This window comes from Janthinobacterium sp. FT14W, from assembly GCF_009208755.1.
GTDB classification, from domain to species: domain Bacteria; phylum Pseudomonadota; class Gammaproteobacteria; order Burkholderiales; family Burkholderiaceae_D; genus Janthinobacterium; species Janthinobacterium violaceinigrum.
Map to the genome: position 1 here is coordinate 51,425 of NZ_WFLL01000026.1, position 19,653 is coordinate 71,077.

Below are 19,653 nucleotides of genomic sequence, written 5' to 3' on the forward strand. Positions count from 1 at the left end.
GCGCATGGCGGCCGGGTTGGAAAATGCGGGTCAGCCCGCCGCATGCTGGTGCGACAAAAACAACGCGTCGAGCTGGTCCAGCAGCTGGTGCTCGAACGGCTCGATGGCGATGCCGTGGCGCGCCTGCCAGGCGAGGATTTCCGTGCTGGCGATGGGGTTGACGGCCATGCCGTTCTGGCGCTTGCGGTTCAATTGCGCGAACCACTCCCACACGTGGGCCAGCTCGAACGGCATGGGCGGCGTCGCCTCTTCGGGCGGCGCGCGGTACAGCGGATGGCGCCGGGCCGCATCGATATGCTCGCCCTTCGCATGGCCATCGGCAGCCCGCGCGCCGCGCTCGAACTGGTGCCCGGCGTAGCGCAGCAGGCTAGCCGTCAGAGTTTCAAAAAATTGGCCTCGTTTTCCAGCGCCGTGGTGACCTTTTCCTGCCAGGTCGGGTATTTTTCAAAGGCCGCTTCCAGCAGTGCCGGATCGAGCGGCACAGGCGCGCCATTGCTGGTGAAGCCATACCAGCCGGTGACCACGGCCAACGCCAGGCGCTTCTGGTTGCCGTCGATGGCTTGCACCAGCAGCTCCGCGCCTTCGTCGGTGGACGCGTCGATGGCGGTCTTGCGGCGCGCCGATTTCTTGTAGCCCTCGGCGCGCACGGCGTTGTTGGCCAGGCGGTATTGTTCGCTGTTCTTGCCGACGATGGTCAGGCCGGCCACCGCTTCGCCATCCGCGTCAAAGATGACGGGCACGTCGAAGGTGACGGGAGTGGCAGCCGCGTGGATGTTGCCGATGTCGAAACCTGCCTGGATTTTTTGTGCGTTGTTCATGTGTGCTGCTTTCTGGATGAAGTAGAAAAGTATAAAAAAGGCCGCCATCACGGCGGCCCCGGTGCAGGTGCTAGCCGCTTACAGCGCGCTGTCCTGGATGCTCAAGGTGGTCGCTTCGTGCTGCGCGTCCGTGCCCTTGTAGCGCAGGACGTCGAAGGCGCAGGTGACGATCTTGTTTTTCTCGCCGTCGTCGATCTTGGCCGAGGTGATCTTGATGCGGCCCATGGCCAGCGCCAGCACGTCGGCGGTCGGCGCCGTGCCCGACGCCATGGCGTAGGCCAGCGGGATTTCCGTCTCGGACTTGAAGTAGTCGAGGTAGGTGGCGTCCTGCAGCAGCACCGTGAACTGGCCCGAGCCCATCACCTTGCCGCGCGAGGCAGCCGTCGCGTACTTCGAGCCGATCACGGGATCGACCTTGACCTGGCCGTCGAGCGAGACGGACATGCCGGTGCAGATCTGCGACGGGATGCCGTTCACCGACAGCATCGCCGTGGCGCCCGAGAACTTGCCGTTGCCCGGCGCGGCCAGCGGCGTAGGGAAATACGGCACGGCCGTGGTCGGGCCTTCCGCCTTGCCCATCAGGGTGAAGTCCAGGCTGGTGATGCCGTTCGGCTGCACGGCGATGTCCATCTTGCTGACCAGCTGGTCGACGAAGCTGCGGTGCACGCCGATCTTCGGGTCCTGCACTTCGGCCGTGAACCAGTCGGTGGTATGGCCCGTCAACGGGGTGAAGCTGCGCTTGCCCACCGCCGCCACGCCGACGGAATCGCCGGCCGCCTTGACGATCATGGCCGAACCGTCCATGAACTGGCCATTCAGGTTGGTGGCCGTCACCGACGTGACGAAGAAGTTCTTCGCATTGTTGGCGGCGGCCGGCGCCGTCATGCCGGTGATGCGCACCACGCTGCCGGCGCGGAAGCCTTCCGACAGCCAGGAACCGGCGCTGCGGGTCAGGCCCGTGGCGGCGGCGGCGATGGTGGTTTGCGCGGCAGCGACGCCGCCGGCCGTGAAGTCGCGGCGCAGCAGCGCGGCCATCAGCGGTGCATACGTGCCGCATGCCGCTTCGGCCTTGATGGCGCCCGTGGTGCGGAAATTGCCCAGGCGGGTATCGCCCTGCTGCTGGCTGGCGTCGATTTCGGCGCTTGCGTATTTGTCCGCTTCCGTGTCGAAGGTGGCCGTGACGCGGGGATAGATCTGGCCGCCGCCGGCGGCAGCCTTGCTGCCTTCCGCGCTTTGTTTGCTGATAACGATCAAGCTGTCGATGCCGTTTGCTGTCGATGCCATAAGTAATACCTTTCGTGGGATGAAAAAAAAGACCGCGTCTGCGGTCTTGAGGGGGGAACTGCCGATAATCAGGAAAATAAAAAGCCCGCGCACGGTGAGGCGGCGGGCTGGCGTCCGGACGGCGCGGGGCCGTGCCGGACGAAAAATGGGCGTAAGGACCGTGAAGGCCGTTCGCTGCGCTGATTTCTCCTATCGGTGTCGCGCCGTGAGCGCGTCTATTACGAGTGGAGAAGCATGTGGTGCTGCCGTACTGCCATGTTGCCGGTGTTGCTGTTGCTGCGTGATCGAGACTCTATTGTAGGGGCATTTTTTTCCGTGCCAGGCATATTGCAAAATCTTTTTAATGACCGAGGCGGCGCATGGCACGGGCGCCGTGCGACTGGAAGATGGACTCCAGCTCGCTGACCATGTCCTTGATGCGTTCGAGCTCGAAGCCGCCAGAGCAGCTGATGGCCGCTTCGCCGGCGCCGTGGCAAGCCTTGCAGGCGACAGGCGCGCCAGCCTGCATGGCGGCGACCACGCCCGTGCCGTGGCAGACCTTGCATTTGCTGTCGAGCCAATGCGCGAGCGACGCTTCGGCCACGCGGCGGTACAGGGTAGCGGCGGCCTGCGCATCCCAGGCCGTCTGCGCCTTGACCCAGCGCCGCGCACGGCCTTTTTCCGCGACGGCTGCCGTCCAGGCGCGCAGCAGCTGCGCCAGGTTGCCCGCATTGCCTTCGAACAGGCGGCTGACGGTGCCGTCCGCGTACTTGACGCGGCACAGCAAGGCGCCCATGTCGCCGGCCAGCGCCGCCGCCGCGATGACATCCAGGTCGTGGTGGACGGCATCGTCGCGCAAATTCTGCGATGACAGCGATGCGATGAATTTTTCTGCAAATCCCATGATTTCTCCTCGTTGATTCTTGTCTCAGTTTTCCTGCGCCGGCCCGAACAGGGCCGCCACCAGCGGATCGCGGCGCGCCGCGCCACTGGGCCAGCAGGCCGTGCGGCGCACCTGCGGCGGCAGCTCGGCCCAGCCATCGGCGTCGTCATCCTGTTCGCCCAGCGCGTACAGGGCGGGTCGCTGGCGCCCCGGCTCGGTGCAGTGGCGCTGCGCCAGGTGGATCTGTCCCATGCCGCACATGTGGCGCAGATAGCGGCTCATGGTGCCCGCATCGAGTCCCAGCAAGGCGGACAATTGCGCCGCGCTGGCCTGGCCCTGCTCGCGGATGTATTGCGCGATGCGGGCGATATGCAGCTGCGACTTCTTGCTGCGTCCCTGTAACTGGCGCCCCTGCCGCGGCGCCGCCCTGCTTTCAACCAACTGACTGCTGTTCAACATCTGCCTGACCTCCCGTGGTGTCGCCAACCGGCAGACGCTGTAGTGCGTTTGCGACAGGCAACATGTAGACTTTATCAATCGCTAATGTTAAAGTCAAGCATTTGGTAATTTATCAAACGGTAAATTTCAGGTTTAATGTGGAGATGGATATGTATCAATACAGACGCGACCGCCTGCTGGCCCTGATCGGCGAGCGCTACGACAACACGCGCAAGAAAATTTCCGACGTCAGCGGCTGGAGCGAGGCGCGCATCTCGCAAATCCTCTCGCCCACCTACCGCGAGGGACGCGCGTTCAGCGAAAAGATCGCGCGCAAGCTGGAAGCGGACCTGCAGCTCGACAGCATGTACTTCGACCAGGGCGCGGCGCCCGACCAGGCGGCGCTGGCCGCGCGCGCGCTGGGCGAGGTGCAGCCGGTGGAGGTGGTCGATGGCGAAGACGAGCGCTTCTACCCGATCCGCAAGGTCAAGTTGCGCCTGTCGGCCGGCATCACGGGCTTTGCCATCGAACCGGAAACGCACGACGGCAGCACCATCAGCGTGCCGCGCAGCTGGGTCGAGCGCAACGGCTACCGCCCTGAAAAACTGGTGGCGATCAAGGTCAAGGGCGAGAGCATGGAGCCGGCCCTGTACGAGGACGACGTGGTGATCATCAATACGGCCGACAACCGGCCGGCCGACGGCATCGTGTTTGCCGTCAATTACGAAGGCGAACCGGTGGTCAAGCGCATGGCGCGCGACATCGGCGAGTGGTGGCTGACCTCGGACAACCCGGACCAGCGCAAATACCACCGCAAGCTGTGCCGCGGCAATGAATGCCTGATCGTGGGCAGGGTCGTGCGCAAGGAAAGCGACCGCATCTGAGAGCGAAATTTATCGATTGATAAACTTCGCTCTCAACTTGGCGTTTACGCCAGTGCTGCCTGGATCTGCTGCAGCGATGCCGGGTCATCCATCGACGTCAGGTCGCCCGGGCTGCGCCCTTCGCAAATGGCCTGGATCGAGCGGCGCAGCAGCTTGCCCGAACGCGTCTTCGGCAGCTGCGCCACGAACAGCACGCGCGCGGGCCGCGCCACGGCGCCCAGCTGGCGGTCGACCACGGCCATCACTTCGCGCTCCAGCGCCGCTTTCGCTTCGACGCCGTCGACACCCTGCGGGTCCTTCAGGATCACGAAGGCCATCGCCATCTGTCCCTTGAGCTTGTCCTCCACGCCCACCACCGCCACTTCCGACACGTTTGGGTGGCTGGTGATGCTTTCCTCGATCTCGCGCGTGCCCAGGCGGTGGCCGGCCACGTTGATCACATCGTCCGTGCGGCCCAGGATGAAGTAGTAGCCGTCCGCGTCGCGCACGCCCCAGTCGAAGGTGGAATACACTTGCCGGCCGCTGAAGGTGGACCAGTAGGTGTCGACGAAACGCTCATCGTCGCCGTACACGGTCTGCATGCAGCCGGGCGGCAGCGGGCCTTCCAGCACCAGCACGCCCTTCTCGTTGGCGCCGCACTCTTCGCCCGTCGCCTCGTTGAGCAGCTTGACCTGGTAGCCATACATGGCCATGCCCGGGCTGCCCAGGCGCGTGGGCGTGGCCGCCACCCCTTTGGCCACCGACAGGATCGGCCAGCCCGTCTCCGTCTGCCAGTAGTTGTCGATGATGTCCACTTGCAGTTCATCGGCGATCCATTGCGAGGTGGTTTCATCGAGCGGCTCGCCCGCCAGGTACAGCGCCTTCAGGGAAGACAAGTCGTATTTGCGCATCAGTTCCACCGGGTGCTTGCGCAGCACGCGGATGGCCGTGGGCGCCGAAAACATGCGCGTAACCCGGTATTTTTCGACGATGCTCCACCAGATGCCCGCATCGGGACAGATGGGCAGGCCTTCGTACAGGATGGTGGCCATGCCGGCGATCAGCGGGCCGTAGACGATATAGGAATGGCCCACCACCCAGCCGATATCCGAGGTGGCAAAGAAGGTCTCGCCGGGCTTGCCGCAGAAGTTGTACTGCATCGACGACGCCAGCGCCACCGCATAGCCGCCCACGTCGCGCTGCACGCCCTTGGGCTTGCCCGTCGTGCCCGAGGTGTACAGCACGTACGACGGTTCGTTCGATTCGAGCCACGCGACGGGCACCTGCGCGTCGAGATGCTGCGCGCGCAGCGCCGCGTAATCGGCGTCGCGGTCCTCTACCAGTTCCATCGGCACCAGGTGGCGGTCGACCAGCAGCACGTGCTGCGGCTTGTGGCTGGCCAGGCGGATGGCTTCGTCGAGCAGCGGCTTGTAGGGGATCGCCTTGCCATTGCGCGAGCCGGCATCGGCGGAGAATACCAGTTTGGGCTGCGCATCGTCGATGCGGCTGGCCAGGCTGTTGGCGGCAAAGCCGCCGAACACCACGGAATGCACGGCGCCGATGCGGGCGCAGGCGAGCATGGCGAAAGCCGCCTCGGCGATCATCGGCATGTAGATCAGCACGCGGTCGCCCTTGACCACGCCCAGCGACTGCAGGATGGCGGCGCAGCGCTCCACTTCGCGCTGCAGCTCGCGGAAGCTGTAGCTGCGCTCCGTATTGGTTTCCGTGGAAATGGCGATCAGCGCAGCGGCATCGCCCTGGCTGTCCACCCAGCGGTCCACGGCGTTGTGGCACAAATTGGTGGTGCCGCCGACGAACCATCTGGCGAACGGCGGGCGCGAATAATCGAGCACTTGCGAAAACGGGGCATGCCAATCGATCTTTGCCGCTTCCTCGCGCCAGAAAGCGTCAGGCGTGTCGATCGAGCGTTGATAAAATGCTGCGAAATTCATGTCTCCTCCGGTAGGCGTGCAATCTGTCGTTATTGTGGGTTCCTGCATGTTGTGCTTATCTGTTCATCTGCGTCCTCCGGTATGGCTATCCTGCGCAGCGAGCAGCTGCGTTGCGAACAATGCCGGCTGCGCCGCCGCGCAGGCACCCCGTTCCTGCGCGATGCGCGCGCGGTTTTGCGCCAGACTGGCGCCATCGAGCGGCATGCCGAACTGCCCGTCGCCGGGCGCCCTGGCAGTGGGCGACATCAGGCGCTGCAGCACGATATCGCCCAGCGCCTTCTTGAAATGCCCCGCTTCCCAGTACCAGCGGGTGGCACTATCCCGCTCATTGGCGGCGGGAATGTGCTCGCAGTTGTACGCGCCATAGCCGCTGAAATCAGTGAGGGAAATGCGCGCGTCCGGGTACTGCGCCTTGACCGCGCCCATAGCCAGCACCAGCCCTGTCTTCCACTCATCGAACAGGGGCCACAGCCCGGCCGCTTCAAACATGGCCAGCATTTGCGCGTGATACGGGTAAATCACCAGCTTGATGTCTGCCTGCGTGGCCGCCATTGCCAGCAAAAAGGCGCGCAAGGAGTGAAAGTCTTCGGTGGCAAGGCCGCGCGTCGATTTCCGGCGCAAGTTGGCAGCGCTTTCCTGTGCCCGCTGCGCAAACATCTTGTGGTAGCCATCGCGGCGCGCATGGGCGCCATATTCCAGCAAGGGATTGAAGCCGTCGGCCGTCAGGGTGGCAGCCTGCGCGTCATGCTGGATGCGCAGCGTATGCACGGCATCCTTGACGGAGGCCAGGGAAAAGAGCGTATCGAAGCGCCAGAACGCGCGCGCAGGAGCCGGGGCCGTGGTCGCGGCGACAGGGCGTGCGGCCGGCGCGGCAGCGGGGTTGAGAAAATCGATGAATTCCATGCCGACGATGACCGTGCGTGGCTGCACGCCAGCCTGCCGCAATTGCGCGAACTGGCTGGCGGACGTGGCCAGGCCCGTGCCGGGAATCGCCAGGTTATAGCCGGCGCCCAGCGCCGACAAGGCGCCGGCGCGCGGATCGAAGCCGATTTCGGCGCGCGAGTTGCCGAGGATGATGAATTGCGGCCGCCTGCGCAGCGCAAGCTCCTGCTTGATCTGGTTCTGGTAGCGGGTCAGGCCCGGCTTGACCGCATTGAAATCGTCGCGCAGCACAATGCCGTACAGGCCGTAAGGATCGACGATGGCCACGAAAGCGCCAGCCAGCAAGGAGCCTCCCGCCATCAGCAGCGCCAGGGTCGCCAGATACGACTTGAAGGGGGAAGCCGTCATGCTTTGCCCTCCCCTAGAACTGGAAATACAAAAATTCGGCGGGACGGTTCAGCGCCAGCATGCTCGCCAGCGCCAGCAGGGCGATGGCCGCCGCCCAGGCGGGGGAGGCGCGCCAGGTGAGCAGGCGCCGCATACCCCGCCCGCCCTGCCCGCCCGCTGCGGCACTGGCCTGGAAATCCAGCGCGGGCTCGAAACGGCGCATGATCTGCTGCGTATTCGGCATGGCAAACGTCAGCAGCGCCGCCACCGCTATCCACGTCCAGGTCTCGATGAAGACGGTGCCGCCGCCCAGGTAAAAGCCCGTGCCCATGGCCGTCAGCGCAGCCTGCAGCGGCAGCAGATGGACAGCCAGCGCATCGGGCAGGGCGAGGCCAAAGCCACCCGCCATGCCCTTGATGATCGTCAGGGCGACGGGCATGTCGGGGGCGCGAAAGAAGACCCAGGCAAGGCAGACGGCGGCAAAGGTGAGCAGGGTCGCCAGGACCTTCCCCACGCGCGTATCGCCAGCCAGGTGAAACCGGCGCGCGGCAGTGCTCCAGCCCTTGTGGATGGCCAGGTAGGCGCCATGCAGCGCCCCCCAGACGATGAAATTCCAGCCGGCGCCATGCCACAAGCCGCCCAGCACCATGGTGACCATCAGGTTCAGGTAGCGCCGCGCGGGCCCGCAGCGCTTGCCGCCCAGCGGGATGTACAGGTAATCGCGCAGGAAGCGCGACAGGGTCATGTGCCAGCGGCGCCAGAATTGCGCGATATTGCGCGATTGATAGGGCGAGTCGAAGTTCAATGGCAGGCGCACGCCGAACAGGCGCGACAGGCCGATGGCCATGTCGGAATAGCCGGAAAAATCGAAGTACAGCTGGAAGGCATACGCCAGGACTCCGCCCCAGGCGACCAGCAGCGAGGGCGCGGCCGGGTTGTCGAACAGCGGCGCCGCATACGGGCCGATATTGTCGGCAATCAGCACTTTTTTTGCCAGGCCGATGAAAAAGATGGTGCTGCCGATGGCGACATTCCTGGCCGACAGGCGAAAGATGCGCCGGTCGGCGAACTGCGGCATCATCTCCTTGTGGTGCAATACGGGGCCCGCGATCAGGTGCGGGAAATAAGTGACGAACAGCAGGTAGTGGACGAAGCGGCTTTCCTGCGCCCGGCCCTTGTAGGTATCGACCAGAAAGGCGATCTGGGTAAAGGTAAAAAAGGAAATGCCGATCGGCAGAATCACATGCAAGGCGGGCAGCGGCTGCGCCAGCAATTGCGCCGCGCTGGCAAGGAAAAATCCCGCGTATTTGTAGTAGGCGAGCAGGCCAAGGTTGGCGGCGATGGCCGCCGCCAGCAAGCCTTTGCGGTGGCTGGCGCGTCCTGGCGCAAGCAGGGCCGCGCAGCCGTAATTGAAGATGACGGAGCCCAGCAGCAGCGGCAGGTAGCGGTAATCCCACCAGCCGTAGAAGAACAGCGAGGCGCCTGCCAGCCAGGCTGCCGCCCCCCATTGACTGCGGCGTCCCAGGATGAAGAATCCCGCGACCGTGATGGGCAGATACGCAAACAGGAAGACGTAGGAATTGAATAGCATCTGTTCACCGGTCTGGCAGCGTTAAGGTTTGCTGATGGTGGCCACGTGCCGCAATGGCGCGGCGTCATGCCATTTTTCCCCGTCGTTCGTTTTCCGACTAGCGGAAAAATCAATTTTTCTTGAGATTCATGACAGGCCGGGCCCCCGCGGCCCGGCCAGCAAGGCTTATGCGCCGAAGGAATCGCCAGGAACGCGCACGGCCCCTTCCATCAGCACGCGCGCGCTGCGGCTCATGATGGCCTTGGTAACGCTCCAGGCGCCGTCGACCAGCGCCGCTTCCGCCCCCACCATCAGGGTGCCGGACGGGTGGCCGAAACGTACCGAGTTGCGCGCGCCGCCGCCCGCCGCCAGGTTGACCAGGGTGCCGGGAATGGCGGCTGCCGTGCCGATGGCCACGGCCGCCGTGCCCATCATGGCGTGATGCAGCTTGCCCATGGACATGGCGCGCACCAGCAGGTCGATCCCGCCCGCGTCCACCGGCTTGCCGCTGGACGACACATAGCTGGCCGGCCTGGCGACAAACGCCACTTTCGGCGTGTGCTGGCGTTTGGCCGCTTCATCCAGGCGGGAAATCAAACCCATGCGCAAGGCGCCATGCGCGCGGATGGTCTCGAAGCGGGCCAGCGCGGCCGGATCGCCATTGATGGCGTCCTGCAGTTCCGTGCCCGTGTAGCCGATGGCGTGCGCATCGACAAAGATCGTCGGGATGCCGGCATTGATCATCGTGACTTTCAACACGCCGATGCCGGGCACGTCCAGGTCGTCGACGAGGTTACCGGTAGGGAACATGGCCGAGCTGGCGCCGTCGCCGCCCTCCTCGTCTGCCGCCGGGTCGAGGAATTCCAGCTTCACTTCGGCGGCCGGGAAGGTCACGCCATCGAGCTCGAAGTCGCCCGTTTCCTGCACTTCGCCATGCGTCACGGGGACATGGGCGATGATGGTCTTGCCGATATTGGCTTGCCAGATGCGTACCGTGGCGATGCCGTTTTGCGGCACGCGCCCTGGATCTACCAGGCCGCTGGCGATGGCAAACGAGCCGACGGCGGCCGACAGGTTGCCGCAGTTGCCGCTCCAGTCGACGAAGGGCTTGTCGATGGAAACCTGGCCGAACAGGTAGTCGACGTCATGTTCCGGCTGCGTGCTGGCCGACAGGATCACCGTCTTGCTGGTGCTGGACGTGGCGCCGCCCATGCCGTCGATCTGCTTGCCGTACGGGTCGGGGCTGCCGATCACGCGCAGCAGCAAGGCGTCGCGCGCCGCGCCCGGCACTTGCGCGCTGGCCGGCAAATCCTGCAGGCGGAAAAACACGCCCTTGCTGGTGCCGCCGCGCATATAGGTGGCGGGGATTTTGATTTGGGGGATGTGGGTCATTGTATATTTCCGCAGAAGTTCTTTGCCTGCGCTGCGAGGACGACAGCGTCCCCGCAGCACAAGGCAGGGGTCAGACCCGGCGGGTCTGACCCCTGGTTTACGCCGCCTTCGACGACTCGAGGAAATCCTGCGCGAAGCGCTGCAGCACGCCGCCGGCCTCGTAGATCGACACCTCTTCCGCCGTGTCGAGGCGGCAGGTGACGGGCACTTCCACCGTTTCGCCGTTCTTGCGATGGATCAACAAGGTCAGGGTGGAGCGCGGCGTGCGCTCGCCCGCGACGTCATAGGTTTCGCTGCCGTCCAGGCCCAGGGTCTTGCGGTTCACGCCGGGCAAGAACTCCAGCGGCAAAACGCCCATGCCCACCAGGTTGGTGCGGTGGATGCGTTCAAAACCTTCGGCCACGATGGCTTCCACGCCGGCCAGGCGCACGCCCTTGGCGGCCCAGTCGCGCGAAGATCCCTGGCCATAGTCGGCGCCGGCGATGATGATCAATGGCTGCTTGCGCTCCATGTACACCTCGATGGCTTCCCACATGCGCGAGATCTTGCCTTCCGGCTCGATGCGCGTAAGCGAACCCGCCTTGACCTTGCCGTCCTCGATCACCATCTCGTTTTTCAGGGTCGGATTGGCAAACGTGGCGCGCTGCGCCGTCAGGTGGTCGCCCCGGTGCGTGGCGTAGGAATTGAAGTCTTCCTCGGGCAAGCCCATTTTCGCCAGGTATTCTCCGGCCGCGCTGTCGAGCATGATGGCGTTCGATGGCGACAAATGGTCGGTCGTGATGTTGTCGCCCAGGACAGCCAGTGGACGCATGCCCTTCAATGGGCGCGCGCCGGCCAGCGCGCCTTCCCAGTACGGCGGACGGCGGATGTACGTCGTCTGCGGACGCCAGTCGTACAGGGGGCTGACCTTCTGGCCATCGTCCGCCTGCGCGGCAAACATCGGGATGTAGACCTTGCGGTACTGCTCCGGCTTGACGCTGGCAGCGACGATGGCGTCGATTTCCTCGTCGGACGGCCAGATATCCTTGAGCAGGATGGCCTTGCCGTCCGCATCATGGCCCAGCACATCCTTCTCGATATCGAAGCGGATGGTGCCGGCGATCGCGTACGCCACCACCAGCGGCGGCGAAGCGAGGAAAGCCTGCTTCGCGTACGGGTGGATGCGGCCATCGAAATTGCGGTTGCCCGACAAGACGGCCGTCGCGTACAGGTCGCGCGATACCACTTCTTCCTGGATCACGGGATCGAGCGCGCCCGACATGCCGTTGCACGAGGTGCAGGCAAACGCCACGACGCCAAAGCCCAGTTGTTCCAGCTCCGGCATCAGGCCCGCTTCCTGCAGGTACAGTTCCACGGTTTTCGAGCCGGGCGCCAGCGACGATTTCACCCACGGCTTGCGCGTGAGACCCAGGCGGTTCGCATTGCGCGCGATCAGGCCCGCGGCGATCATGTTGCGCGGGTTGTTCGTATTGGTGCAGCTGGTGATGGCTGCAATGATGACGGCGCCGTCCGGCATCTTGCCCGGCTCGTTTTCCACCACGCCGGAAATCCCGCGCGCCGCCAGTTCCGACGTCGGCACACGGTTGTGCGGGTTCGATGGTCCCGCGATATTGCGCACGACGGACGACAGGTCGAAGCTCAGGACGCGCTCGTACTCGGCGTCCTTCAGGCTGTCGGCCCACAGGCCCGTCTCTTTCGCATACAGTTCCACCAGCTTCACCAGTTCGTCGTCTCGGCCCGTCAATTTCAGATACTTGATGGTCTGCTCGTCGATGTAGAACATGGCGGCCGTGGCGCCGAACTCCGGCGCCATGTTGGAAATCGTGGCGCGGTCGCCCAGGGTCAGGTGCGACGCGCCCTCGCCGAAGAATTCCAGGTAGGACGAGACGACCTTCTGCTTGCGCAAAAATTCCGTCAGCGCTAGCACCGTATCGGTGGCCGTGATGCCCGGCTGCGGCTTGCCCGTCAGCTTGACGCCGATGATGTCGGGCAGGCGCATCCACGAAGCGCGGCCCAGCATCACGCTTTCCGCTTCCAGGCCGCCCACGCCGATGGCGATCACGCCCAGCGCATCGACCATCGGCGTGTGCGAATCCGTACCCACCAGGGTGTCCGGATAGGCCACGCCATCCTGCACCTGGATCACGGGCGACATGCGCTCCAGATTGATCTGGTGCAGGATGCCGTTGCCGGGCGGGATCACATCGACGTTCTTGAACGCTTTCTTGGTCCAGTCGATGAAGTCGAAACGGTCTTCATTGCGGCGGTCTTCGATGGCGCGGTTCTTGGCGAAGGCGTCCGGGTCGAAACCGCCGCATTCGACGGCCAGCGAATGGTCGACCACCAGCTGCGTCGGCACGACGGGGTTGACGAGGGCCGGGTCGCCGCCCTGGGCCGCAATGGCGTCGCGCAGGCCGGCCAGGTCCACCAGGGCCGTCTGGCCCAGGATGTCATGGCAGACGACGCGGGCGGGGAACCACGGGAAATCGAGGTCGCGGCGGCGTTCGATGAACTGGCTCAGGGACGCGTCCAGGGTGGCCGGGTCGCAGCGGCGCACGAGGTTCTCCGCCAGCACGCGCGAAGTGTAGGGCAAGGTGGCGTAGGCGCCTGGCTGGATCGCATCGACGGCGGCGCGCGTGTCGAAATAGTCTAGCGGGGTGCCCGGCAAGGATTTGCGGTGCAAGGTGTTCATGTTGGCGCTCATTATTTGCGGTCCTTGATCGGCACGAATTCCAGGTCTTCCGGCCCCACGTAGTTGGCGCTCGGGCGGATGATCTTGTTGTCGATGCGCTGCTCGATGATGTGGGCGGCCCAGCCCGAAGTGCGCGAAATGACGAACAGCGGCGTGAACATCGCCGTCGGCACGCCCATCATGTGGTAGGACACGGCCGAGAACCAGTCCAGGTTCGGGAACATGTTCTTGATTTCCCACATGACCGATTCCAGGCGCTCGGCGATGTCGAACATCTTCGTGGAACCCGCTTCCAGCGACAAGTTGCGCGCCACTTCCTTGATGACCACGTTGCGCGGGTCGGAAATCGTGTAGACGGGGTGGCCGAAGCCGATCACCACTTCCTTGTTGGCCACGCGTTCGCGGATGTCCGCTTCCGCTTCGTCGGCGTTGTCGTAGCGCTTCTGGATGTCCAGCGCCACTTCATTCGCGCCGCCGTGTTTCGGGCCGCGCAGCGCGCCGATGGCGCCCGTGATGGCCGAGTGAATGTCCGAGCCCGTGCCGGCGATGACGCGGCTGGTGAAGGTCGAGGCGTTGAATTCGTGTTCCGCGTACAGGATCAGCGAGGTGTGCATGGCTTTTTCCCACGACGCCGACGGTTTTTCGCCGTGCAGCAGGTGCAGGAAGTGGCCGCCGATCGACTCGTCGTCCGTTTCCACTTCGATGCGCTTGCCGTTATGGCTGTAGTGGTACCAGTACAGCAGCATGGAGCCGAACGACGCCATCAGGCGGTCGGCGATGTCGCGCGCGCCCGGCGCGTTGTGGTCGTCCTTTTCCGGCAGGGTGCAGCCCAGCACGGACACGCCCGTGCGCATCACGTCCATCGGGTGGGCGGCGGCGGGCAGCGCTTCCAGCGCCGCTTTCACTGCCGACGGCAGGCCGCGCAGCGATTTCAATTTGGCCTTGTAGCCTTTCAGTTCGGCGGAAGTCGGCAGCTTGCCGTGCACCAGCAGGTAGGCGATTTCCTCGAACTCGCAGCTGTCGGCCACGTCCAGGATGTCATAGCCGCGGTAGTGCAAATCGTTGCCGGTCTTGCCGACCGAGCACAGCGCCGTGTTGCCGGCGGTGACGCCGGACAGGGCGACGGATTTTTTAGGCTTGAAAGTGGCGGCTTGCGGTGCGGTCATTGTGTTCTCCAGATTGAATAGTCTCGGGTGCGTCACTTGGGGACCGGCATGCGGTCCCTGCTACTTTACTTATTTCTTTTGCGCGGCGAACAGCGCGTCGAGCTTTTGCTCGAAGTCGTGGTAGTTGATCGATTCATACAGCTCCATGCGCGTCTGCATGGTGTCGACGACGTTCTTTTGCGTGCCGTCGCGGCGCAGCGCCTGGTAGACGTTTTCCGCCGCCTTGTTCATGGCGCGGAAGGCGGACAGCGGATACAGGGCCAGGCCCACGTGGGCGCTGCGCAGTTCGTCCAGGGTGAACAGCGGCGTGGAACCGAATTCCGTGATGTTGGCCAGGATGGGCACGTTGACGGCCTTGGCAAACGTGGCGTACATGTCCAGGTCCGTGATGGCTTCCGGGAAGATCATGTCGGCGCCCGCCTCGACGCAGGCGACGGCGCGTTCCAGCGCCGCTTCCAGGCCGTCGACGGCCAGCGCATCGGTGCGCGCCATGATGACGAAGTTCGGGTCCGTGCGCGCATCGACGGCCGCCTTGATGCGGTCGACCATTTCTTCCTTGCTCACGATTTCCTTGCCAGGACGATGACCGCAGCGCTTGGCACCCACCTGGTCTTCGATATGCAGGCCGGCCGCGCCGAACTTGATCATCGATTTCACCGTGCGCGCCACGTTGAAGGCGGAAGCGCCGAAGCCCGTGTCGGCGTCGACCAGCAGCGGCAGGTCGCATACATCGGTGATGCGGCGGATGTCGGTCAGCACGTCGTCCAGGCTGGAAATGCCCAGGTCGGGCAAGCCCAGGGAGCCGGCCGCGACGCCGCCGCCGGACAGGTAGATGGCTTTATAGCCGGCGCGCTTGGCCAGCAAGGCGTGGTTGGCGTTGATGGCGCCGACGACTTGCAACGGGGATTCTTCCTGGACGGCCTTGCGGAATGCGGCACCTGCGGAGTATTGAGTCATGTGTTCACCTTATGGGTTTCGGATGGTCCCGAATGTTTCACGGAGTGGCTATGAGCATCAGTATTGCAAATGCCGTGCCAGCCCCCTGCCGCCGTGCGGAAAATGGGCCGCGGCACAGTGAAAAGCGGGGGAAACGGCCAGGCATCGGCGCCGTGCGCGCTGTCACGCAAGAGAACAGCGATGTCACGATTGATGCCGCTAGTGTTTCAAATACGTTTCACATATTTCATTTGAAACATTCTTTTGAAACATCCAATAGAAACATGAAACTGGACATGGCGCTAGCTGCCGGGTGAGGCGTTCGGTCGGCAAACCGGGAGGGAGGCAAGGAGACGGCGGCGCGCCGCATGAAAAACAGCCGGCGGGCGCCGGCTGCAGGGTTGCTGAAAGAACTGGAATCAGGCCAGCCGTACCAGCGGGTTGGCGATGATGTTGTCGATCTGGCGCACGGCTTCTTCGCAGGCGGCGGCAATGGCGCCCTCCTCGTCGTCGCGCACGAACTGCATGGTCGAGCCTTCGAACACTTCCAGGCCTTCCGCCGTGGCGCGCTCGATGTCGCAGCTGGCCGACCATTTGCCATCGGTGGTGGGCACGGCCAGGGGAACGATTTCCCAGCCTTTATAGTGAATTTTAGAACTGCTATCCATGGGGTGCCTCCTTCGTGACTGACTCAATGGTGGAAATCGTAGCATGAAGCGCGACCGCTAGCGACGTGTTTCACGCGCCGGTCGTAGCCAGGCGCACTTTCGGGCTAAACGATTTACGCTGGCTCAAGGACGCAGCAGGTTATCCACTTCCGTCTTGGCCACTTCCAGGCCGGCCGCGCAAGCCGTCTCGGGTGCCGCATAACCGCCCAAGGTGCGGCTGCGCGTGATCGCCTGCGCCGCAGTCTCGCCTTCGCGCTGCAGGCGGTAGGTAAAATCCCATAAATCGTCATTGTCCTTTTGCGGGGTCACCGAAATCGTAAAACCGCGGTATTGCTCGCTGCGTGCAGTGGTATCGTTCATGAATTCCTCCTTGTAGGATGAGGTTACCACGCAGCAAGCGCCAGGGTGCGCACGGCTGTGACGGGCGCATGCCTGCCCGCTTATCTGTTTTTCGCATGTTAAATGTCAATTCTCAACATTTTCTCAGCGAACTCTGGCGCTATAATGCCTTTCCTGTCCATCCCTTGCCCGTCCTTTGCCGCCGCGATGACCCCACAAATCCAAGCCTTCTTCGACCCCGCCACCGCCACCGTCACCTATGTTGTCTACGAGGCGGATGGCCAGGCCTGCGCCATCATCGATTCCGTGCTCGACTACGATCCGAAGGCGGGCCGCACCTCGACCACGTCGGCCGACAAGGTGATCGCCTTCGTGCGCGCGCACCGCTTGCAATGCCGCTGGCTGCTGGAAACCCATGCCCATGCGGACCACCTGTCCGCCGCGCCCTACCTGCAGCAGCAGCTGGGCGGCGACGTGGCCATCGGCGCCGCCATCCAGACGGTGCAGCAGGCGTTCGCCGCCGTCTACCACCAGGGTGCGGCCAAGGCCGACGGCTCGCAGTTCGACCAGCTGTTCGCGCCCGACCAGGTGTTTTATATCGGCAAGCTGGAAGTGCGCGCACTGCACGTGCCCGGCCACACGCCGGCCGACCTGGCCTACCAGATCGGCGACGCCGTGTTTGTCGGCGACACCCTGTTCATGCCGGACGTGGGTTCGGCCCGCTGCGATTTCCCCGGCGGCTCGGCCGCGCTGCTGTACCGCTCCGTGCAGCGCTTGCTGGCGCTGCCGCCCAAGACGCGGCTGTTCATGTGCCACGACTACCCGCCCAACGGCCGCGAAGCGCGCTGGGAAGTGACGGTGGCCGAACAGCGCGCCAGCAATATCCACCTGCGCGACGGCATCACGGAAGAACAGTTCGTGGCCATGCGCACGGGCCGCGACGCCACCCTCGACATGCCGACCTTGATCCTGCCCGCCATCCAGGTCAACATCAATGCGGGCAAGCTGCCCGAACCGGAAGAAAACGGCGTGCGCTACCTCAAGATACCGCTGAACGCGATCTGACCGCCCCGGCATTCCCTGCCCGCCGCCCCTCCTTTCTTGACACCACGCAAGTTCCACCTCAGGCAATCCGCATACAGTGCAGATTGCCCGAGTTCGCTTGGGCGACGCTTTTCTTCATTAACGCTGACGGAGCGCCCGCATGTCGCCCGACCCCACGCTAGCTGGCAATTGCATCCTGCTCGCCGAAGCCGAAGGCACGGCCCTGTTCAGCCATGCGCTGCTCCAGGCCGTCACGCGCCTGCCCCGCCCCGGCATCGTCATCTTCGTGCATGGCGTCAATTCCGATGGCGAATGGTATGAACAGGCCGAACAAGGCCTGTGCGCGGGCCTGAATGCGCGCCTGAAACGCCGCGACGAGGATCTGGCGATCCCGGGCCCGGCGGCCGGGCAGATGCAGGCTGCCACCTACACACGCGAATTGACGGATGACGGTTTCCTCAATCCCAAGCGCAACGCCACCACCTTCCTGCAGGCAGACGATGCCAATTCCCCCGTGATCCGCTTCCGCTGGGGCTACAAGGCCAATGGCGAGGAATTGCAGGCGTTTGGCGACGGCATCTATCTCAACGAAAAGAATTACTGGGGCGGCGGACCGTTCGCCAACGGTTGCAGCGCCCTGCCAGATCTGTGGGGCAAGGGATTGTCCGAGGAACTGTTCCTGTGGATGCATATCCAGCACATGAACCCGACGAATGACCGGCAAGTGTATGCCTGCCCGCCGCGCCCGTATTTCGTGTTTGCCGCCTGGCGCCTGGCGCGCCTCGTGCAATCGATCAGGGCGTGCCAGCACGACGCGCCCGTCACCATCGTCTGCCATAGCCAGGGCAATATGGTGGCCATGGCGGCCGCCTTTCTCGGCGAAACGCTCGGGCCGTCCGCCGTGGCCGACTGCTACGTACTGTGCAACCCGCCCTATAGCCTGCTCGACAGCAACTTCACGGAAAACTGGGTCAGCGGCCATTTGACGGACGAACATGGCAACACGGGCCGGCAAAAATACGCGGCGCGCACGCAAACCTTGAAAGCGTTTTTCAACATCCTGCGCGCCCGCGCGGCAATGCAGCAGGATGCCGCCTTCGTCGACGAGTGCAGCGCCAATCGCAAGCCTGAGCGCAAGGACAGCTATACGGCCGCGTTCGACCGCGCCGACCACGGCTTGCATGGCTCCACCTATGGCCGGGTCACCTTGTATTTCAATCCGCACGACCAGGTGATCTCCGCCACGCCCGTGCAGGGCATCGGCTGGCGCGGCATGTCGGCACAGGAAATTGCCGATACGGGCGGCGACGGCGTCTTCACCCAGCGCGTGTTTGCGCAAAATCACCTCGTCGGCCAGGAAAATGAACAGGACTACGATATCTGGCAGCGCAATGGCCAGCCCTTGACGCCGGACAGCATCGATTTCTGGCACCCACGGTCGCTGGTCGCCGGGTACTCGATCGAAAAGGGCATGCGGGCCAGCAAAGGCATCGGGCGCAAGATACTGACCTTCTTGCTCGCGCCCATCGTCATCATTCTCGCCAAGACGGCCGGCACGCGCATCAACGCCCTGCCGCCCAAGACCTGGCGGCTGCCCATGAAGGCGCCCAAGCTGCCCGTGCCCTTCCTGCCGCATTCAAAACGCCTTGCCGGCATCGGCGAAGCATTTGACGAAGGCTGCGATGCCCCGGCCGACTCCCTGCACAAGGACCGCGCCGCCGACGCCGATGAAGAGTATGCGCCTTACCGATCCAAGGGCAAGGGCGATGCGCACACCGAGGCAGCGCTGCGCTACGAACAGAACGGCATGCTACGCATGCAGGCCAGGCGCGACGGCTGGGTGGAAAAAGGCAAGCCTGAGACGCCGGTGGACCAGCCGGACAAGGCTTCCAAGGAATTCAAGGCCTGGCGCAAGCAGGAAATCCAGAACTACCTGGCCGCCAATATCGACACCCACGCCACCGATCACTCGACCATCATGACCAATCCCGAGCATGCGGAAAAGGCACTGGCGTATGACGTGGCGGTGGGGGTGTGCACGATCGGGCAGGAGGAGTTGCGCGAATTAAGGGTTGCGGCGGATTGGAGCCTATTGAAAGGCGCCTCTTTCGAGTCTGGAGAATTCTTTGAATACTACGACAATGGCACATTTAAAACTGTCCCTCTATTTACGTGGGCAAATGACAAAGACAGCCCTGCCAGAAAGCCGAGAGGCATCATAGACGAACGCCAGAACGCCAAGCCCGCCAGCACTTCCAGCAACTTTGCGCTAAGGACTGACGGTGCATAAGTTCATTGCCACGCCGCGCCAGCGACTGACCTGGGCCCTCGCCACGTTTCTCTGCGTCATTTTCCTAGCA

General features: G+C 64.0%; 18 protein-coding genes. 4 read left to right on the plus strand and 14 right to left on the minus strand.

Features of this window, described 5'->3' with window-relative positions:
- Positions 1–30 precede the first annotated feature (30 nt).
- The 5 genes from GCN74_RS17690 to GCN74_RS17710 all read right to left on the minus strand — a co-directional run bounded on the left by GCN74_RS17690 (position 31) and on the right by GCN74_RS17710 (position 3,423).
- A complete protein-coding gene (locus tag GCN74_RS17690) occupies positions 31–234 on the minus strand; it encodes a hypothetical protein (protein ID WP_070289667.1) in 204 nt (67 codons plus the stop codon).
- 140 nt (positions 235–374) lie between these two features.
- Positions 375–818, minus strand: a complete 444-nt coding sequence (locus GCN74_RS17695) for a hypothetical protein (protein WP_152257893.1) — start codon at positions 816–818, stop codon at positions 375–377.
- Positions 819–896: 78 nt separating this feature from the next.
- Positions 897–2,102, minus strand: coding sequence for a phage tail tube protein (locus GCN74_RS17700; RefSeq protein ID WP_152257894.1), 1,206 nt, complete (start codon positions 2,100–2,102; stop codon positions 897–899).
- A 340-nt stretch (positions 2,103–2,442) separates the two neighbouring features.
- Complete coding sequence (locus GCN74_RS17705) at positions 2,443–2,985, minus strand: hypothetical protein (protein ID WP_152257895.1); 543 nt, start codon at positions 2,983–2,985, stop codon at positions 2,443–2,445.
- Between the two features lie 24 nt (positions 2,986–3,009).
- Positions 3,010–3,423 (minus strand): FeoC-like transcriptional regulator, encoded by a 414-nt coding sequence (locus tag GCN74_RS17710; RefSeq protein ID WP_152257896.1) that lies wholly within the window; start codon positions 3,421–3,423, stop codon positions 3,010–3,012.
- Between the two features lie 149 nt (positions 3,424–3,572).
- Here GCN74_RS17710 and GCN74_RS17715 point away from each other — a divergent pair, with 149 nt between their 5' ends.
- Positions 3,573–4,286: a helix-turn-helix transcriptional regulator gene (locus GCN74_RS17715; RefSeq protein ID WP_152257897.1), complete on the plus strand. Its 714-nt coding sequence runs from the start codon at positions 3,573–3,575 to the stop codon at positions 4,284–4,286.
- A 44-nt stretch (positions 4,287–4,330) separates the two neighbouring features.
- Here GCN74_RS17715 and GCN74_RS17720 read toward each other — a convergent pair whose 3' ends face one another.
- The 7 genes from GCN74_RS17720 to prpB form a co-directional block, all read right to left on the minus strand.
- Positions 4,331–6,217, minus strand: coding sequence for a propionate--CoA ligase (locus GCN74_RS17720; protein WP_152257898.1), 1,887 nt, complete (start codon positions 6,215–6,217; stop codon positions 4,331–4,333).
- 63 nt (positions 6,218–6,280) lie between these two features.
- On the minus strand, positions 6,281–7,507 hold the full coding sequence (locus GCN74_RS17725) for a hypothetical protein (protein ID WP_152257899.1): 1,227 nt from the start codon (positions 7,505–7,507) through the stop codon (positions 6,281–6,283).
- A 13-nt stretch (positions 7,508–7,520) separates the two neighbouring features.
- Positions 7,521–9,077 (minus strand): MBOAT family O-acyltransferase, encoded by a 1,557-nt coding sequence (locus tag GCN74_RS17730; RefSeq protein ID WP_152257900.1) that lies wholly within the window; start codon positions 9,075–9,077, stop codon positions 7,521–7,523.
- 165 nt (positions 9,078–9,242) lie between these two features.
- Positions 9,243–10,448, minus strand: a complete 1,206-nt coding sequence (gene prpF / locus GCN74_RS17735; RefSeq protein WP_152257901.1) for a 2-methylaconitate cis-trans isomerase PrpF — start codon at positions 10,446–10,448, stop codon at positions 9,243–9,245.
- A 97-nt stretch (positions 10,449–10,545) separates the two neighbouring features.
- On the minus strand, positions 10,546–13,140 hold the full coding sequence (gene acnD, locus GCN74_RS17740) for a Fe/S-dependent 2-methylisocitrate dehydratase AcnD (protein WP_152257902.1): 2,595 nt from the start codon (positions 13,138–13,140) through the stop codon (positions 10,546–10,548).
- 11 nt (positions 13,141–13,151) lie between these two features.
- Positions 13,152–14,306, minus strand: coding sequence for a 2-methylcitrate synthase (gene prpC, locus GCN74_RS17745; RefSeq protein ID WP_152257903.1), 1,155 nt, complete (start codon positions 14,304–14,306; stop codon positions 13,152–13,154).
- Positions 14,307–14,375: 69 nt separating this feature from the next.
- Positions 14,376–15,263, minus strand: coding sequence for a methylisocitrate lyase (prpB, locus tag GCN74_RS17750; protein ID WP_070220951.1), 888 nt, complete (start codon positions 15,261–15,263; stop codon positions 14,376–14,378).
- Positions 15,264–15,313: 50 nt separating this feature from the next.
- Here prpB and GCN74_RS17755 point away from each other — a divergent pair, with 50 nt between their 5' ends.
- Entirely contained in the window at positions 15,314–15,559 is a 246-nt protein-coding gene (locus tag GCN74_RS17755; RefSeq protein WP_152257904.1) for a hypothetical protein, read from the plus strand.
- A 102-nt stretch (positions 15,560–15,661) separates the two neighbouring features.
- On the opposite strand, the gene GCN74_RS17760 is transcribed toward GCN74_RS17755, so the two are convergent.
- Both GCN74_RS17760 and GCN74_RS17765 read right to left on the minus strand, forming a co-directional pair.
- On the minus strand, positions 15,662–15,910 hold the full coding sequence (locus GCN74_RS17760) for a hypothetical protein (RefSeq protein ID WP_034783948.1): 249 nt from the start codon (positions 15,908–15,910) through the stop codon (positions 15,662–15,664).
- 123 nt (positions 15,911–16,033) lie between these two features.
- The gene (locus GCN74_RS17765) at positions 16,034–16,270 is read right to left on the minus strand and encodes a hypothetical protein (RefSeq protein WP_152257905.1); all 237 of its coding nucleotides are present in this window, start codon (positions 16,268–16,270) and stop codon (positions 16,034–16,036) included.
- A gap of 186 nt (positions 16,271–16,456) precedes the next feature.
- Here GCN74_RS17765 and GCN74_RS17770 point away from each other — a divergent pair, with 186 nt between their 5' ends.
- Both GCN74_RS17770 and GCN74_RS17775 read left to right on the plus strand, forming a co-directional pair.
- Positions 16,457–17,314 (plus strand): MBL fold metallo-hydrolase, encoded by an 858-nt coding sequence (locus GCN74_RS17770; RefSeq protein ID WP_152257906.1) that lies wholly within the window; start codon positions 16,457–16,459, stop codon positions 17,312–17,314.
- Positions 17,315–17,453: 139 nt separating this feature from the next.
- On the plus strand, positions 17,454–19,583 hold the full coding sequence (locus GCN74_RS17775) for a DUF3274 domain-containing protein (protein ID WP_152257907.1): 2,130 nt from the start codon (positions 17,454–17,456) through the stop codon (positions 19,581–19,583).
- Positions 19,584–19,653: the final 70 nt, after the last annotated feature.

Bases quoted from the DNA above. Each gene is read 5' to 3' on its own strand.
- GCN74_RS17690 (WP_070289667.1), bottom strand. From the start codon at position 234: ATGCCGTTCGAGCTGGCCCACGTGTGGGAGTGGTTCGCGCAATTGAAC.
- GCN74_RS17695 (WP_152257893.1), bottom strand. From the start codon at position 818: ATGAACAACGCACAAAAAATCCAGGCAGGTTTCGACATCGGCAACATC.
- GCN74_RS17700 (WP_152257894.1), bottom strand. From the start codon at position 2,102: ATGGCATCGACAGCAAACGGCATCGACAGCTTGATCGTTATCAGCAAA.
- GCN74_RS17705 (WP_152257895.1), bottom strand. From the start codon at position 2,985: ATGGGATTTGCAGAAAAATTCATCGCATCGCTGTCATCGCAGAATTTG.
- GCN74_RS17710 (WP_152257896.1), bottom strand. From the start codon at position 3,423: ATGTTGAACAGCAGTCAGTTGGTTGAAAGCAGGGCGGCGCCGCGGCAG.
- GCN74_RS17715 (WP_152257897.1), top strand. From the start codon at position 3,573: ATGTATCAATACAGACGCGACCGCCTGCTGGCCCTGATCGGCGAGCGC.
- GCN74_RS17720 (WP_152257898.1), bottom strand. From the start codon at position 6,217: ATGAATTTCGCAGCATTTTATCAACGCTCGATCGACACGCCTGACGCT.
- GCN74_RS17725 (WP_152257899.1), bottom strand. From the start codon at position 7,507: ATGACGGCTTCCCCCTTCAAGTCGTATCTGGCGACCCTGGCGCTGCTG.
- GCN74_RS17730 (WP_152257900.1), bottom strand. From the start codon at position 9,077: ATGCTATTCAATTCCTACGTCTTCCTGTTTGCGTATCTGCCCATCACG.
- prpF (WP_152257901.1), bottom strand. From the start codon at position 10,448: ATGACCCACATCCCCCAAATCAAAATCCCCGCCACCTATATGCGCGGC.
- acnD (WP_152257902.1), bottom strand. From the start codon at position 13,140: ATGAACACCTTGCACCGCAAATCCTTGCCGGGCACCCCGCTAGACTAT.
- prpC (WP_152257903.1), bottom strand. From the start codon at position 14,306: ATGACCGCACCGCAAGCCGCCACTTTCAAGCCTAAAAAATCCGTCGCC.
- prpB (WP_070220951.1), bottom strand. From the start codon at position 15,263: ATGACTCAATACTCCGCAGGTGCCGCATTCCGCAAGGCCGTCCAGGAA.
- GCN74_RS17755 (WP_152257904.1), top strand. From the start codon at position 15,314: ATGAGCATCAGTATTGCAAATGCCGTGCCAGCCCCCTGCCGCCGTGCG.
- GCN74_RS17760 (WP_034783948.1), bottom strand. From the start codon at position 15,910: ATGGATAGCAGTTCTAAAATTCACTATAAAGGCTGGGAAATCGTTCCC.
- GCN74_RS17765 (WP_152257905.1), bottom strand. From the start codon at position 16,270: ATGAACGATACCACTGCACGCAGCGAGCAATACCGCGGTTTTACGATT.
- GCN74_RS17770 (WP_152257906.1), top strand. From the start codon at position 16,457: ATGACCCCACAAATCCAAGCCTTCTTCGACCCCGCCACCGCCACCGTC.
- GCN74_RS17775 (WP_152257907.1), top strand. From the start codon at position 17,454: ATGTCGCCCGACCCCACGCTAGCTGGCAATTGCATCCTGCTCGCCGAA.